The organism is Trinickia sp. NRRL B-1857 (assembly GCF_050470685.1).
In the GTDB taxonomy this organism is placed as follows: Bacteria; Pseudomonadota; Gammaproteobacteria; order Burkholderiales; family Burkholderiaceae; genus Trinickia.
Genome location: NZ_JBFLUK010000001.1, coordinates 3,392,884 through 3,407,872, shown reverse-complemented (window position 1 = coordinate 3,407,872; position 14,989 = coordinate 3,392,884). Strand labels below are relative to the sequence as shown.

The following is a 14,989-nucleotide window of genomic DNA, read 5'->3' as shown; positions in this document are numbered from 1 at the left end:
TGGCGAAGCGAGGGCCGCGTTCGCGATGCATCGGGAAGCCGTATTGCGTCTTCCCGCGAGTCTATCGTTACTCGAGCGCCGCTTTGGCCGCTGCGACAACGTGCTCCACGGTAAAGCCGAAATGCTTGAATAGGACACCGGCCGGGGCCGATTCGCCGAACGTATCGATCCCGATCACGCCGCCCTCGAGACCGACGTACTTGCGCCAGAAGTCGGTCACGCCGGCTTCGATGGCCACGCGGCGCACGCCCTTGGGCAGCACGCGCTCGCGGTACTCGGCGTCCTGGCGGTCGAACACGCTCGTCGCCGGCATCGAGACGACCCGTGCCGCGATGCCCTGCTGCGCGAGCGGCTCGACGGCGTTCAGCGCGAGTTCGATCTCCGAGCCCGTCGCAATCAGAATGATCTTGCGCGCGACGATTTCGTCGTTCCAATCGCGCAGCACATAGCCGCCTTTGGCGACGTTGGCGATCTGCGCATCGCTACGCGGCGCGAACGGCAGGTTCTGGCGGCTGAAAATCAGGCACGAGGGACCTTGATATTCGATCGCCTGCGTCCAGGCCACCGCCGTTTCGACCGTGTCGCACGGGCGCCAGACGTGCAGGTTTGGAATCAGGCGCAGGCTGGCGACGTGTTCGACGGACTGGTGCGTCGGACCGTCTTCGCCGAGACCGATCGAATCGTGCGTGAACACGAAGATCGAAGGCGACTTCATCAACGCGGCAACGCGCAGCGCGTTGCGGCTGTAATCGGAGAACGTCAGGAACGTGCCGCCGAACGCCTTATAGCCGCCGTGCAGCGCGATGCCGTTGATCGCGGCGCTCATACCGAATTCGCGCACGCCGTAATTGATGTGGTTGCCCCACTCGATGCCGTGCTCGCCCGTGCGCACGGGCTTGCTCGCCTTCCAGTTCGTGAGATTGGAGCCCGTCAGGTCGGCCGAGCCGCCGAGCAACTCGGGCAGCGCCGCGGCGAGGCCTTCGATCGTTTGCTGGGATGCTTTGCGCGTGGCGACCGTCTCGGCCCGCTCGTTCGCACCGGCGATGATCGCTTGCGCCTTCGCCGCCCAATCGGCGGGCAGCTTGCCGCTTGCGCGGCGCTCGAATTCGGCCGCCTCTTGCGGATACTTGGCACGGTATTGCGCGAACGCGTCGTTCCACTGCGCTTCGCGCGCCGCGCCCGCTTCCTTCGCGTCCCATGCCGCATAGACTTCTTCCGGAATGACGAACGGCTCCCACTTCCAGCCGATCGCTTCGCGCGTCGCCGCGATTTCCTGCGCGCCGAGCGGTGCGCCGTGCGCATCATGGCCGCCCGCCTTCGTGGGCGCGCCCTTGCCGATCACCGTCTTGCAGCAGATCAGCGTGGGCTTGTTCGCGCGCTTGGCTTCGGCGATCGCCGCATCGATGGCTTGCACGTCGTGCCCGTCCACATGGCGGATGACGTTCCAGCCGTAAGCCTCGAAGCGCTTGGGCGTATCGTCGGCAAACCAATATTCGACGTGGCCGTCGATCGAGATCCCGTTATCGTCGTAGAGCGCAATCAGCTTGTTCAGCTTGAGCGTGCCCGCGAGCGAGCAGGCTTCGTGCGAAATGCCTTCCATCAAGCAGCCGTCGCCGAGGAACACGTAGGTGTGGTGATCGACGATCTTGGCGTCCGCCTTGTTGAACTCGGCGGCGAGCAGCGATTCCGCCAACGCCATGCCGACGGCGTTCGCGAGACCTTGACCCAGCGGGCCCGTGGTCGTCTCGACGCCCGGCGTGATGCCGTATTCGGGGTGGCCCGGCGTCTTCGAATGCAATTGACGGAAGTTCTTGAGCTCCGCGAGCGGCAGATCGTAGCCGGTCAAGTGCAGCAACGAATAAAGCAGCATCGAGCCGTGGCCGTTCGACAGCACGAAACGGTCGCGGTCGGCCCAATGCGGGTCGAGCGGGTTGTGCTTCAGATGTCGCGCCCAAAGGGCGACGGCGATTTCAGCCATGCCCATCGGCATGCCGGGATGGCCTGAGTTCGCTTGTTGGACGGCATCCATAGCGAGCGCGCGGATCGCGTTCGCCATGAGAGCGGTGGAAGCGGGAGACGAGGTCGTCATGTCGAGTCCGGAGAACGAGTCGAGAAAGCGTGGCGCGCAATGGACCGCTGCTCGTATTCGACCGCCGCCCGCGCGGGCGGGGCACCTGCCGCGGCGCGACACGAAGGGAGCAAACGGACAGGCTGCAAAGCGTGCCATTCTAACAGATGGCGCCCGTCCGCTTGCCGAACCGCACCGGCCAATGCAATCCGGGTGGCCCCTAGCGCGGTTCTATAATTCGAGCATTGCGACCCGATTGCAAGCACCCATCTCGCCGTGTCTTCCCCGACCGATCCGCCCCTTCTTTTTCATCCCGCGCCCGGCGCCGTCTACGGTTTCCCCGATGCACGCCCCGTGGCGCAGGTCGATTCGCCGTACCAGCGCATCGAGGTGTGGGATACCGCGCAGCTCGGGCTACTGTTTACGCTCGATGCGCGCCCGATGACCTCGGTGGGCGACGAATTCGTCTATCACGAGTGCATGGTGCATCCCGCGGCGCTCGCTCATCCGGCGCCGCGCAAGGCGCTCGTGCTCGGCGGCGGCGATGGGGGCGCGGCGAGGCAACTGCTCGCGCACCCGAGCATCGAGCGGATCGTCGTGGCCGAACTCGACGCGGCCGTCGTCAGCATGGCACGCGAACATTTGCAGGACGTGCATCACGGCGCGCTCGACGATCCGCGCGTCCAACTGGTTATCGGCGACGCCGCCCGTTTCGTCGAGACGACGACTGAACGGTTCGATCTCGTCGTATTCGACTTGACGCCGCCAGACTCGCCCGCCTCGGCACTCTACACGGCCCCGTTTTACGAACGGTTGAAATCGGTGTTGGCGCCGCGGGCGATGTTGTCGATGCATCTCGGTTCCGCCCAATTTCATCTCGAGCGGGCCGGCGCGCTCGTACGCGGGTTGCGCGAACGCTTTTCGATGGTGCACGTGATGTCCGCATTCGTACCGCTATACGGATCGCTCTGGCTCATGGCACTGGCGAGCGACACGCTCGACGCCGCCTCGCTGTTCAAACACGACATCGACGAGCGGCTCACGGCCCGCGGTATCGACGGCTTGCGCTACTATGACGCCGCGCTGCACCCGGCGCTGTTCGCCCTACCGCGCGCCATCCGCGCCGTTTTGGGCTGACGGCCCACCGCTTTTTCACCGACGCTTTTTCACCGATTTACGAACGCCGCTTTATGCCCCGCTTTTTCGTCGATTCTCCCTTTGCGCCCGGGGACGTGCTCGCGTTGCCCGACGAGGTCGCTCGTCATGTCCAAGTGCTGCGCCTCGCGGCAGGCGATTCGCTGACGCTGTTCAACGGTCGCGGCGGTCAGCACGAGGCCGAACTCGTCGAGATCGGCCGGCGCAGCGCAGTGGCGCGGATCGGGGCGTTCGAGTCCGTCGAGGCGGAGCCGCCGTATCGCATCACGCTTGCTCAAGGGGTCGCCGGCGGCGACAAAATGGACTGGCTTATCGAAAAAGCCGTGGAGCTCGGGGTCACCCAAGTCACGCCGCTCGTAACGGCCCGATCGGTGGTGCGACTGTCGGGCGAACGTGCGAGCCGTCGGCATGCGCACTGGCAAGGCATCGTGCGAGCGGCCTGCGAGCAGTGCGGGCGCAATCGCGTTCCCGAGGTCGATCCCGCTTGCGATTTGTCGAAATGGCTGGAGGCATTGCCCGCGCCGGCCGAAGGCGGTGCGATGCGCCTCATGCTCTCGCCGCGCGCTGAGACGGCGTTCGCATCCTTGCCTGTCTCGCCCCCGCCAACCGGCGTTGTCTTGCTGATCGGACCGGAGGGTGGGCTGGCACCGGAGGAAGAAGAGGCGGCGCTCGCGCACGGATTTGCCGCGCTCTCGCTAGGGCCGCGCGTATTGCGTACGGAGACGGCCGGGATGGCGGTGCTGGCCGCCCTCGCCGCGCGCTGGGGCGGATGGTGAAACGCGGCCCGCATGCGGCGGTGAAGCAAGTAAGAAACACACAGGCCCGCGCAAAGGCGGGCCCGATGATGAACGCGAAAGCGGCGGCGCGGACGCACGGTCGCGCGCCATGGGCCTACCGGCGATCAGGCAAACGAATAGAACACGCGGAACGCGACCTTGCGCTCGGCCCAGAACTCGGCCGCTTCGCGGAACACGTCGAGCAGCGTTTCGCGCCCTTCCTTGTCGAATTTTTGCGCGATCGGCAGCCCTTCGAGAACGATGACGAAGCCAGGCTGCGCGCCGGCCTTATGCACTAGATCCGTCAGGCAATCGTAGAGCGCGTCGTAGTTCTTGCCGAAATGCTTCGGAAACAGGAACGACGTGGCGATCGTTTCCAGCACTTCCTGCTTCGAGGCAGCTTGCCCGCAATAGGCAAAAAGGAAGTGCTGCTCGAGCCGCGCTGCTTCGTCGGCGAGATCTTGGACGCGAAACGCCCGGATCGATTGGACGATGTTCGGTCGCACGGTCGCGAAAAGGCTCATGGGCTCCTCGCTCGGTGAATGCCGGGATGCCGCGTCGCCCTCGGCGCCCTGACCGTGCTCGGTCATGCGCAGTTGCATGACGCGCTGAAAAAGATTGCCGTCGCCGGCCGCGAACAGATCCGTCGCGACTGCGGTTTCGTGCGCGTAGACGTTGTCGCTCATGCCGTTCATCCCAATGTCATTCAACAATGCGTTTGAAACTGTTGTAGTGGTCGTCTGAATAAAAGCAGTTATCGGTCCGCCCCGGGGGCCCGCCGCAAACGATGCGGCGCGCGCCGCGATTTCTCGCTCGCGGCGTGGGGACCGTGTACTCATGGTAGTAACCGCGCCGGTGCGGTGGCAGCATCCGCTCGAAATTGCCGAACACGACGCCGTCCTTTGCGTACGGATAGGGGCCGCCGGCTGCGATCAGCTTCAAGGTGGCTTGCGCCTCGGGCGGCAATTGCGTCGGCTCGATCGTGCCTGCCGCGCCCGCCGACGAACTCGGCACCTCGCGCGCCAACGCCACGGGCGGAGCGACCGGCCCGCCGGGCAGGCCAATGCCGGACCAACCGGCTACGGCCACGAAGGCCGCGATAGCACCGTGACGAAGCCACTGAGCTGCTCGTTCGCGTGTTCCCGCGCGTGTCATCGGCCAGAGTTCCTGCTGCTCGATCGAAAGTGAACGACCACGAAAAGTGTAAGGGTATCCCTAACGGCCCTCGGACGCAATCTTTGTGTGGAAAATGAAAGGTTTAGCTGCGTTTTGCGGGATTTCCGATGGTCCTATTTATCTTGCTCAAGATAAATTTTCACCCACCGCAAGATAAGATCCGGTCCGACGGTAACCGGTGCGGCGAGTCTTTGCCTCCTCGCCGCGGCGATCGGAAATCGTCGTTTCACGCATTTGGGGCGGCAGCCTCTCTTTTCGCCCCCGGCGTGCCCGCAACGGGCACGCCGTTTTTTCTTTGCCGCCCCGATCGAGCGCGTTAGCGCCCTGCCGCGCTCACGTCGGCCACGAGCAAGGCCGTCATGTTGACGATGCGTCGCACCGTCGCCGATTCGGTGAGCACGTGCACGGGCTTGGCCGCGCCAAGCAAGATCGGCCCGATCGCGATATTGTTGCCCGCGGCGGTCTTGAGCAGGTTGTAGGCGATGTTCGCCGCATCGATGTTCGGCAGCACGAGCAAGTTCGCCTCGCCTTCGAGCGTCGATTCCGGCAACACCTCCCGGCGCAGCGCCGGGTCGAGTGCGACGTCGCCGTGCATCTCGCCGTCCACCTGCAAATCGGGCGCACGTTCGCGGATCAACTCGAGCGTATCGCGCATCTTTTGCGCCGAGGGCGCGTTGCTCGTACCGAAATTCGAATGCGAGACGAGTGCAACCTTCGGCTCGATACCGAAGCGGCGCACTTCTTCGGCCGCCATGATCGTGATTTCGGCCAATTCGGCAGGCGTCGGATCGACGTTGACGTGCGTATCGACGAGGAAGATCTGACGGCCGGGCAGCACGAGACCGTTCATTGCCCCGAACACCGTGCAACCCTCGCGTTTGCCGATCACTTGATTGATGAAGTGCAAATGGCGATGCGGCGTGGAGATCGTGCCGCAAATCATGCCGTCGGCCTCGCCCTTCTTGACGAGCATCGAGCCGATCAGCGTGGTGCGCCGGCGCATCTCGACCTTCGCCAACTGCTGGCTGATGCCCTTGCGGCACATCATCTTGTAGTAGGTCTGCCAAAAATCGCGATAACGCTCGTCATGCTCGGTGTTCACAACCGTGAAATCGACACCCGGCGTAAGCCGCAGCCCATAGCGCTCGATGCGATGCTCGATCACCGCCGGGCGGCCGATCAAGATCGGCTTGGCGAGTTTTTCGTCGACGACGATCTGCACGGCGCGCAGCACGCGCTCTTCCTCGCCTTCGGCGAACACGATGCGCTTCTTGCCCGGCTCGACGCTACGCGCCTGCTGGAAGATCGGCTTCATCGTCGTACCGCTGTGGTAGACGAACTGCTGCAAATGCTGCTTGTACGCGTCCATGTCCTCGATCGGCCGCGTCGCGACACCGCAATCCATCGCGGCTTGGGCGACGGCCGGTGCGATCTTCACGATCAGACGCGGATCGAACGGCTTCGGAATCAAATATTCCGGTCCGAACGACAGATCCTGGATACCGTAGGCTGTCGCGACGATGTCGCTTTGCTCTTGCCGCGCGAGCTCGGCGATTGCATTGACCGCCGCGATTTCCATTTCACGCGTGACCGTCGTCGCGCCGGCGTCGAGCGCGCCACGGAAGATGAACGGGAAGCACAGGACGTTGTTGACCTGATTCGGGTAATCGGTACGCCCCGTCGCGAGCACGGCGTCCGGCCGCACTTCCAGCGCAAGCTCCGGCAAGATTTCCGGCGTCGGGTTGGCAAGCGCCAGGATCAGCGGCTTGGCCGCCATCCCCTTGACCATCTCGGGCTTGAGCACACCGCCCGCCGACAAGCCGAGGAAAATATCCGCGCCTTCGATCACCTCGGCGAGGGTACGCCCCGACGTTTCGCGTGCAAAACGCTCCTTGTCGGGGTCCATCAACTCGGTGCGGCCTTTGTAGACCACGCCGGCCAAGTCCGTCACCAAGATGTTTTCGATCGGCAAGCCCAAGTCGACCAGCAAATCCAGACATGCAAGCGCGGCCGCGCCGGCGCCCGAGGCGACGAGCTTGACCTTCGCGATGTCCTTGCCGACGACCTTCAGGCCGTTCGTGACGGCGGCCGCCACCACGATGGCCGTACCGTGCTGGTCGTCGTGGAAGACGGGGATCTTCATCCGCTTGCGGCACTCGCGCTCCACGATGAAGCAGTCGGGCGCCTTGATATCTTCCAAATTGATCCCGCCGAACGTGGGTTCGAGCGCGGCGATGACGTCGACGAGCTTGTGCGGATCGGATTCGTTCAACTCGATGTCGAAGACGTCGATGCCGGCAAACTTCTTGAACAGCACGGCCTTGCCTTCCATCACCGGCTTCGACGCCAGCGGACCGATGTTGCCGAGGCCGAGCACCGCGGTGCCGTTGGTCACGACGCCGACCAAATTGCTGCGTGCCGTGAAGCGTGCCGCGTTCAGCGGATTCTCGACGATTTCCTCGCAAGCGAAGGCGACCCCGGGCGAATACGCTAGCGCTAGATCGCGCTGGTTGATCATCTGTTTCGTCGGCGCGATGGCGATCTTGCCGGGCGACGGAAATTCGTGATAATCGAGCGCGGCTTCGCGCAGCTTCGCCTTGGCGGCAGCGGGATTCGTAGACATGAGGTTCGTGAGTCCAGTCTGTTTGGGTGTTACGCGGATTAGAATGAGTGTTCGACGCATTGTAGCGCCATTCGCCACCGCCCCCGACTGCCTGGTCCGTCCGGACGGGTGTGCCGGGCACTCCCGCGTCGTCGCAATCGCTCACCTTGACCGCACCTATTTATGCCCCTTTCCGAGTTCGCCCTGATCGAGCGCTTCTTCGCGCGGCGCGCACGCCTGAGTCCGGCTAGCGCCGCGCTCGGGATCGGCGACGACTGTGCCTTGATCGCACCGGATGCGGGTGAGATGCTGGCCGTTTCGACGGATATGCTAGTCGAAGGCCGCCATTTCCTGCCCGACGTCGATCCGCGGGCGCTCGGCCACAAGACGCTGGCCGTGAACCTGTCCGACCTCGCCGCGATGGGCGCCAAGCCGCGCGCGTTCACGCTGTCGCTCGCGCTGGAGACGCCGCACGAAGCCTGGCTCGAAGCGTTCGCCGACGGCTTGTTCGCACTCGCGGACCGATTCGGCTGCGAGCTGATCGGCGGCGATACGACGCGCGGACCGTTGAACTTGTGCGTGACGATTTTCGGCGATGTGCCCGCGCACGCCGCGCTGCGCCGCGACGGCGCGCGAGGCGGCGACGACATCTGGGTGTCGGGCACGCTCGGCGACGCGCGGGCGGGGCTCGGCGTCTTGCGCGGCGAATGGCCCGCGGGCCTGTTCGACGCGAGCGACGAGGCGTCGCTGCGCCATGCGCTCGAGCAGCCCGAGCCGCGGATCGCACTCGGTCTCGCGCTACGTGGCCTCGCTCATTCGGCGCTCGACGTATCGGACGGCCTGGCTGGAGACTTGCGCCATATCCTCGAACGCTCGAACGTGAGCGCGTCGATCGACGTCGACGCGATTCCGCGCTCGAGCACGCTGCGCAAGCTGCCGCTCGATGCGCAGCGGCGCTGCACGCTGGCCGGCGGAGACGACTACGAGCTCCTGTTCACCGCGCCGCCGCACGCGCGCGAGGCCATCGCCGATGCCGGCGGACGCGCGAACGTCGCGGTGACGCGGATCGGTACAATTAGCGCCCTGCGTCATGCGACCGACGAGCCGACCATTGCATGGCACGACGGCGCTCACGCCCCGCTTTCCTTGACGCTGCACGGCTTCGACCATTTCGATGCAACCTGATCCTCTGCTTCCCGGCGGCCCGTCCCCCGCCGTCGCCAACGCGCCGCGCACGAAGCGCCGCGCAACCGCGCGCTTCATGCTTTCGCACCCGCTGCATTGGTTCTCGCTCGGTTTCGGCAGCGGGCTCTCGCCCATCATGCCGGGCACCGTGGGAACATTGTTCGCCTGGGCTTCGTTCGCCGCGCTCAACGGGCGCCTGACCGTCATCGAATGGGCCGCGCTTATCGTCGTCGGCTTCATCGCCGGCATTTACATGACCGGATTCACCGCGCGTAAGCTCGGCATGGACGATCCCTCCCCCGTGGTTTGGGACGAAATCGTCGCGTTTTGGCTCGTGCTCGTTTTCGTCACGCCCGAAACGTTCGCCGGCCAACTCGGGGCGTTCGTCGTCTTCCGATTCTTCGACATGGTCAAGCCGCCGCCGATCCGCTTCTTCGATCGCCGCGTCAAAGGCGGCTTCGGCATCATGCTCGACGATCTGGTCGCCGCTTTCTTCTCGCTGCTCGTCATCGCCTTGTGGCGCATGACGTTCTGATCGCCGGGTCAACCGGCGCCACGCAACCTTCGCCCAGCCGAGAGCCTCGCAATGCCCACCGATTCCGTCGTTCATCAACTCGCCGTACGCGTCGGCAACAAGTTGCGCGAGATGCGCCTGCTACTTGCGACCGCCGAGTCGTGCACGGGCGGCATGATCGCTACCGCCGTCACCGATATCTCGGGCAGCAGCGGATGGTTCGAGCGCGGCTTCGTGACCTACTCGAATCAAGCGAAAACGGAAATGATCGGCGTGCCGGCCGAGCTCATCGACAAGCACGGGGCCGTCAGCGAGAACGTCGCGCGTGCGATGGCGGAAGGTGCGCTGCGCAATAGCCGCGCGCAGGTGTCGCTCGCCACCACGGGCGTCGCGGGCCCGGGCGGCGGCACGGAAACCAAGCCGGTGGGCATGGTGTGCTTCGCTTGGAGCAATCGCCTCGAAACGTCGGCCGAAACGGTCGTCTTCAAGGGCGATCGCGAACAGATCCGCGCTCAAGCCGCCGCGCACGCGCTGCGCGGCCTGCTCAAGCATATCGACGAAAACGAGCGCTGAGACGAGGCCCCGCGCCCGTCGTCGGCGGCGTTCACCGATAGGCGTTGATCTTGTCGCGCGTTTCTTGCGCGACGCGCGCGGCCTCGCGCGCGAAGTTCTCGTCCTTGCCCGCATAGAGAATCGCACGCGACGAGTTGATCATCATGCCCTCTCCCGCCGCGGTGCGCCCGGCGCGCACCGTCGCTTCGACATCTCCGCCCTGCGCGCCGATGCCCGGAATCAGAAGCGGCATATCGCCGACGATGCCGCGCACGACCTCGATTTCCTTCGGGAACGTCGCACCGACGACCAAGCTCAGCTGTCCGCTTGCGTTCCATTTCTCGGCGGCGAGCGAAGCGACTACCTGATAAAGCGGCCGGCCGCCCGTTTCGAGGAATTGCAAATCGGAGCCGCCGGGGTTCGAGGTACGGCAGAGCACGATCACGCCTTTGCCTTCATGCGCCAGGTACGGTTCGATCGAATCGAAACCCATGTAGGGGTTGACCGTCACGGCATCGGCCCGATAGCGCTCGAATGCCTCGCGCGCGTACTGCTCGGCCGTAGTGCCGATGTCGCCGCGCTTGGCGTCCAGAATCACGGGCAACCCCGGATGTTTCTCGTGAACGTGCGCGATCAACGCCTCGAGTTGGTCCTCGGCGCGATGTGCGGCGAAATAAGCGATCTGCGGCTTGAATGCGCTGGCGAACGGCGCCGTCGCATCGACGATGTCGCGGCAAAATTCGAAGATCTTGTCGGCGCGCCCCGCGAACGCGCCGGGAAAACGCGACGGCTCGGGGTCGAGGCCGACGCACAGAAGCGAGTTCGTGCGCTGCCAGGCATCGTGGAGCGAGCGAACGAACGAGTAAGAGCTGGACATGACGAAGATGGCGCGCGCGCCGATGGCGAGAAGGATGCGTATTTTAACCGGTCGGTGTCACGGCTAGCGCCTCTCTCGCCTTCCCGGCTACCGCCCCACCGGCTCGACCGTGAAGCGGAACTCGCGCGTCAGGCGCTCGCCCGGTGCAAGCACGGTCATCCCATGCTCGCATGCACCGCCCGGCAGATTGACCGCGTTAATCGGATGATCGACCGGTTCGAAGCAAAAAAAATCTTCGCCGGGCGGCGTGTAGAGCACGTAGTAATCGGCGTCCGCTTGGATCGTCAGCGACAGACGCCTGCTCGGCCAGACCACCGAGGCTTTACCGCTCCATTGCGTGAACGCGTGGTTCACGAGCGCATCGGGTAGCGGATACGCTACGCCGAAGACCCATGCCGGCGGCACCGGCACGTGGCGCTTGGGCAACCAGTCGTCCCCGGACAGCCAAAGGCCGCTCGCGGCGGCGGACAGCCGCGTATCGGCGTCGCGCGCGAGAAACGGATGCAAGCCGAGCCCGAACGGCAATGGGTCGCGCCCGGCGTTTTCGACGGAGAGGGTCACATTTAGCGTCGCCGCATCGAGCGCATAACGCAGCGTTGCGCGATAGGCATGCGGCTTGGCCCGTTCGCGCTCGAGCACGAGCGTCGCGTGCGTATCGCCGCGCTCCGCGACGCGCCAAGCCCGCAGCCAGCCGTCGCCGTGAATCGGTAACCGCTCGTCGGCACGATTGCGGGGCACCGCCACCTCACGCCCCTCGAACTGAAAACGCGCGCCGCCGATCCGATTCGAAAACGGCACGAGCGGATAGCAAGCGAGCGCATTCGGATCGACCTCGTCGCGTGCCGCATCGCGCCCGCGGAAAATCGGCGTCGGCGCATTGCCGTCGCCGTGCCAATCGAAGCGCGTCATGCCGCCGCCTTGCGATGGCGCCAAATCGACACGCAAATGTTCGTTGGCGAGAGTCAACTCGGCGCGCCGAGCCGCGTCGGCGCCGCCGCGTGCGATCGCCGACGTGCCCGGCCCCGGGCGGACCGGCTGGACGATCGCGGCCAGCTTCGCATTGCGCGTTTGCGCGCGCGTGTTGCGCGTATCGGCACGTGATCGGCCCGTGTCGGACGCACGCGCGGCGAGGGCATCGGTATTGGCTGCGCTCATGATCGACTCCGTCGAGAGGCGCCGGGCCGGCAACGCCGGCATGGCGATATGCGAAGGCGTGTCTTTGCCGCCTTTGACCCTTGGCGATACGTTCGGTTTAATCCAGATCCTCCGGGTTTACCGCCACCGCCCCTGAAACACCGGCTCGGGCAATCCGCGCCGCGCACTCGGCGCCGCGAAGATGCCGCCCGCTTCCGGTTGCGCCTCGAGCGCAGCCGCATCGAGTTCGACGCGCGCAGTCGTCACATAAAGCGTGCCCAACTCCGGGCCGCCCAGCGCGACGCAGCTCGGCTGGCTCACCGGCACGCTCACCCGCTCGGTCTCGACGCCGTCGGCCCCGTAACGCACGAGGCGGCTGCCGCCCCACTGCGCATTCCAGAGCCCACCCTCGGCATCGACCGTCGATCCGTCCGGCACGCCGTCGGCATCGGTCAACCGCGCGAAGACGCGAACGCCGCCGACAGTCCCGTCAGCGCCGTAGTCGCACGCGAGAATCTCGCGCGAAGGCGAGTCGCAAAAGTACATCGTCGTGCCGTCGGGGCTGAAACCGATGCTGTTAGAGATGGCCGGCGTCGGCAACGGCAACCGCGTGAGCGACAAATCGTGATCGAGCCGGTAAAAGCCGCCCACCACGTCGCCGCCCGTCCCCTCGTATTTCGTACCGAAGACGAAGCGTCCTTGCCGGTCGCAGCGTCCGTCGTTCAGGCGCGTGGGGAGCCCGGGCTCGACTTCGACGATCGACCGGATCTCATGCGTCGTAGAATCGAAGAACGCGAGACACGTCGCGAGGCCGAGCAGCAGGTATTGGGGATCGGCGCACAAGGCAAACGTTGCCAACCGCTCAGGCATCGACCAACTCGTCCGCTCGCCGGTGCTCGGGTCGAAGCGATAAAGGCAGGCGCCTTCGATGTCGGTCCAATAAAAGCGCCCCGAGCGCGAGCACCACGTCGCCCCCTCGCCCAACGCGCATTGCGCCGGTACGGCCAGCGTCGCATCGAAGCGCGGGGCGTTCATGCCCAACCTCCGTCGACGATGAATTCCTGCGCCGTCACCATGCGGCTATCGTCAGCCGCCAAAAACAGCGCCATGCGTGCGAGATCCTCGGGCATCAGTTCGCCGTCGAGGCACTGCCCTTCCTTCAATGCGCGCTTGCCCGCTTCGTCGAGCCACAGCTTGCGCTGCTTCTCGGTCAGGACCCAGCCGGGCACGAGCGCATTCACGCGGATGCCGAATGGGCCGAGGTCGCGCGCCAGCGCGTGCGTGAGACCTTGAATCGCGGCCTTCGACGTCAAATAGACCGGCATGCCGCCTTGCTTGAGCATCCAACTGATCGAGCCCAGATTGATGATCGAGCCGCCGCCCGCACGCTTCATGTCCTCGACGACCGCTTGCGCGGCGAAGAACTGGTGCCGCAAATTGACGGCGATGCCGGCATCGAAAGAGGCGGGCGTAACGTCGGCCAGCGCATGGCGTACGTCGTTGGCCGCGTTATTGACGAGTACGTTGATCGGGCCCAGCGCGCTTTGCGCATCGGCGATCGCGCCGCGCAGCGCCTCGATATCGGTCACGTCGCAGGTGAGAAAGAGCGGCTTTTCGCGCGCGTCGCCGAGCGCGTCGGCCAGCGCTTGCCCCGCGCTCGTGTCGATATCGCAAAACGCCACGCGTGCGCCTTGCAACGCGAAGTGCTGAACGAACGACGCACCGATGCCGGTCGCGCCGCCCGTGATGAACACGGTTCGGCCGACGAGGCTCGGGTAGCGCGCATAGGGGCCTAGTTGCGGATGATCCGGAAGCGACATCGTGAATTTTCTCCGTTAGAGCGAAAGCCCGCCTTCGATGCGCGGGCTCGGAACGCCACCATCGTTCAATCGATCAATCGCGCGAGCCGCGATTCTTGAGCTGATCGAGCAGCACGGCCGCGAGCAGGATCGCACCGCGTACGAGGTATTGATAGAACGCGTCGATATTGAGCAGGTTCATGACGTTCTCGACCGTGCCCATGATGAGCACGCCGATCACGACGCCCGAGATCGTCGCCCGGCCGCCGAGCAGCGATACGCCGCCGAGCACGCAGGCCGAGATCACGTTCAGCTCGAAGCCTTCCGCTGCGTTAGGCTGGCCCGACGTGATGCGCGACGCGAGAATCACGCCGGCCAACGCCGTCACCGCGCCTTGAACCAAGAAGATCACGACGCGCGTGCGCTCGACGTTGATCCCGGCGAGGCGCGAAGCCTCCGGGTTGCCGCCGATCGCGAGCGTATTGCGGCCGTATACCGTTTGATTGAGCAGGACGCCGAACACGATGAAGCAGATCAGCGTGACCCAGATCGGCAGCGAGACGCCGAACATCGTCAGTCCGCCGAGCGCGATGAACGTGTCCGAGGACACGCCCACGGCTTGCCCATGCGAGACGATGAAGCCCAGACCGCGCACGATTTCCATCGTCGCGAGCGTCGTGATCAGCGCGTTGATACGCAGGTAGGCGATGACGGCGCCGTTGACCCAGCCGATCACGGAGCCGGCCGCAACCGCTGCCACGATCGCGAGGAACGTATTGTTCGTCGCGTTGAGCACCATCGCGCACAGCACGCCCGCGAATGCGACCGTGGAGCCCACGGACAAGTCGAAGTCGCGCGACGCGAGACAGAACATCATCGTGCAAGCCACCATGCCGATCTGCGAGACCGACAGCGCCAAGCCGAGCATGTTGTCGATCGAGAAGAAGTGATCGACGGTCAGCGACGTCGTCACGAACATGACGGCGAAAATCAAAATGAGGCTGTACTCGGTGACCTGCTGCCACCACTTTTGCCGATCGTTCGGCTGCGGGATCAACGCTTCGGCCGCGCGCTTGGCGCCTGCCTCGACGAGGTTTTCTCTTGCTTGCATGTCCTGACTCCTTCACCGTCGTTCGCGACGGGTTTTCGTT

General features: G+C 65.0%; 14 protein-coding genes. 5 read left to right on the top strand and 9 right to left on the bottom strand.

Translation table 11 applies throughout. From position 1 onward, the window contains the following. Positions 1–67: 67 nt before the first annotated feature. Positions 68–2,089 (bottom strand): transketolase, encoded by a 2,022-nt coding sequence (gene tkt, locus AB1286_RS15250; RefSeq protein WP_430364051.1) that lies wholly within the window; start codon positions 2,087–2,089, stop codon positions 68–70. Positions 2,090–2,344: 255 nt separating this feature from the next. On the opposite strand from tkt, the gene speE reads away from it, so the two are divergent. Both speE and AB1286_RS15240 read left to right on the top strand, forming a co-directional pair. Continuing rightward, on the top strand, positions 2,345–3,205 hold the full coding sequence (gene speE, locus AB1286_RS15245; protein ID WP_430364050.1) for a polyamine aminopropyltransferase: 861 nt from the start codon (positions 2,345–2,347) through the stop codon (positions 3,203–3,205). A 53-nt stretch (positions 3,206–3,258) separates the two neighbouring features. Next, positions 3,259–3,999 (top strand): 16S rRNA (uracil(1498)-N(3))-methyltransferase, encoded by a 741-nt coding sequence (locus AB1286_RS15240; RefSeq protein ID WP_430364049.1) that lies wholly within the window; start codon positions 3,259–3,261, stop codon positions 3,997–3,999. A 125-nt stretch (positions 4,000–4,124) separates the two neighbouring features. Here AB1286_RS15240 and AB1286_RS15235 read toward each other — a convergent pair whose 3' ends face one another. From AB1286_RS15235 to AB1286_RS15225, 3 genes are all read right to left on the bottom strand, one after another. Next, complete coding sequence (locus AB1286_RS15235) at positions 4,125–4,685, bottom strand: barstar family protein (RefSeq protein ID WP_430364048.1); 561 nt, start codon at positions 4,683–4,685, stop codon at positions 4,125–4,127. A gap of 16 nt (positions 4,686–4,701) precedes the next feature. After that, on the bottom strand, positions 4,702–5,154 hold the full coding sequence (locus tag AB1286_RS15230; protein WP_430364047.1) for a ribonuclease: 453 nt from the start codon (positions 5,152–5,154) through the stop codon (positions 4,702–4,704). A gap of 337 nt (positions 5,155–5,491) precedes the next feature. After that, the gene (locus AB1286_RS15225; RefSeq protein ID WP_430364046.1) at positions 5,492–7,798 is read right to left on the bottom strand and encodes an NADP-dependent malic enzyme; all 2,307 of its coding nucleotides are present in this window, start codon (positions 7,796–7,798) and stop codon (positions 5,492–5,494) included. A gap of 162 nt (positions 7,799–7,960) precedes the next feature. On the opposite strand from AB1286_RS15225, the gene thiL reads away from it, so the two are divergent. Genes thiL through AB1286_RS15210 form a run of 3 tightly spaced genes read left to right on the top strand, consistent with a single transcriptional unit; the run spans position 7,961 to position 10,049 of the window. Beyond that, positions 7,961–8,962, top strand: coding sequence for a thiamine-phosphate kinase (gene thiL, locus AB1286_RS15220; RefSeq protein ID WP_430364045.1), 1,002 nt, complete (start codon positions 7,961–7,963; stop codon positions 8,960–8,962). After that, positions 8,952–9,497 carry a phosphatidylglycerophosphatase A family protein gene (locus AB1286_RS15215; protein WP_430364044.1) on the top strand — a complete coding sequence of 182 codons (546 nt, stop codon included), beginning with the start codon at positions 8,952–8,954 and terminating at the stop codon, positions 9,495–9,497. Before thiL ends, AB1286_RS15215 begins: the two co-directional genes overlap by 11 nt. A 51-nt stretch (positions 9,498–9,548) precedes the next feature. After that, positions 9,549–10,049, top strand: a complete 501-nt coding sequence (locus AB1286_RS15210; RefSeq protein WP_430364043.1) for a CinA family protein — start codon at positions 9,549–9,551, stop codon at positions 10,047–10,049. 31 nt (positions 10,050–10,080) lie between these two features. Here AB1286_RS15210 and pyrF read toward each other — a convergent pair whose 3' ends face one another. The 5 genes from pyrF to araH all read right to left on the bottom strand — a co-directional run bounded on the left by pyrF (position 10,081) and on the right by araH (position 14,949). Continuing rightward, positions 10,081–10,905: an orotidine-5'-phosphate decarboxylase gene (gene pyrF, locus AB1286_RS15205; protein WP_430364042.1), complete on the bottom strand. Its 825-nt coding sequence runs from the start codon at positions 10,903–10,905 to the stop codon at positions 10,081–10,083. 87 nt (positions 10,906–10,992) lie between these two features. Then, on the bottom strand, positions 10,993–12,060 hold the full coding sequence (locus AB1286_RS15200) for an aldose 1-epimerase (protein ID WP_430364041.1): 1,068 nt from the start codon (positions 12,058–12,060) through the stop codon (positions 10,993–10,995). A gap of 117 nt (positions 12,061–12,177) precedes the next feature. Continuing rightward, entirely contained in the window at positions 12,178–13,074 is an 897-nt protein-coding gene (locus AB1286_RS15195) for an SMP-30/gluconolactonase/LRE family protein (protein WP_430364040.1), read from the bottom strand. Further along, complete coding sequence (locus AB1286_RS15190; RefSeq protein ID WP_430364039.1) at positions 13,071–13,859, bottom strand: SDR family NAD(P)-dependent oxidoreductase; 789 nt, start codon at positions 13,857–13,859, stop codon at positions 13,071–13,073. The genes AB1286_RS15195 and AB1286_RS15190 overlap by 4 nt, the downstream gene beginning before the upstream one ends. A gap of 73 nt (positions 13,860–13,932) precedes the next feature. Continuing rightward, positions 13,933–14,949: an L-arabinose ABC transporter permease AraH gene (araH, locus tag AB1286_RS15185; protein ID WP_430364038.1), complete on the bottom strand. Its 1,017-nt coding sequence runs from the start codon at positions 14,947–14,949 to the stop codon at positions 13,933–13,935. Positions 14,950–14,989 lie beyond the last annotated feature (40 nt).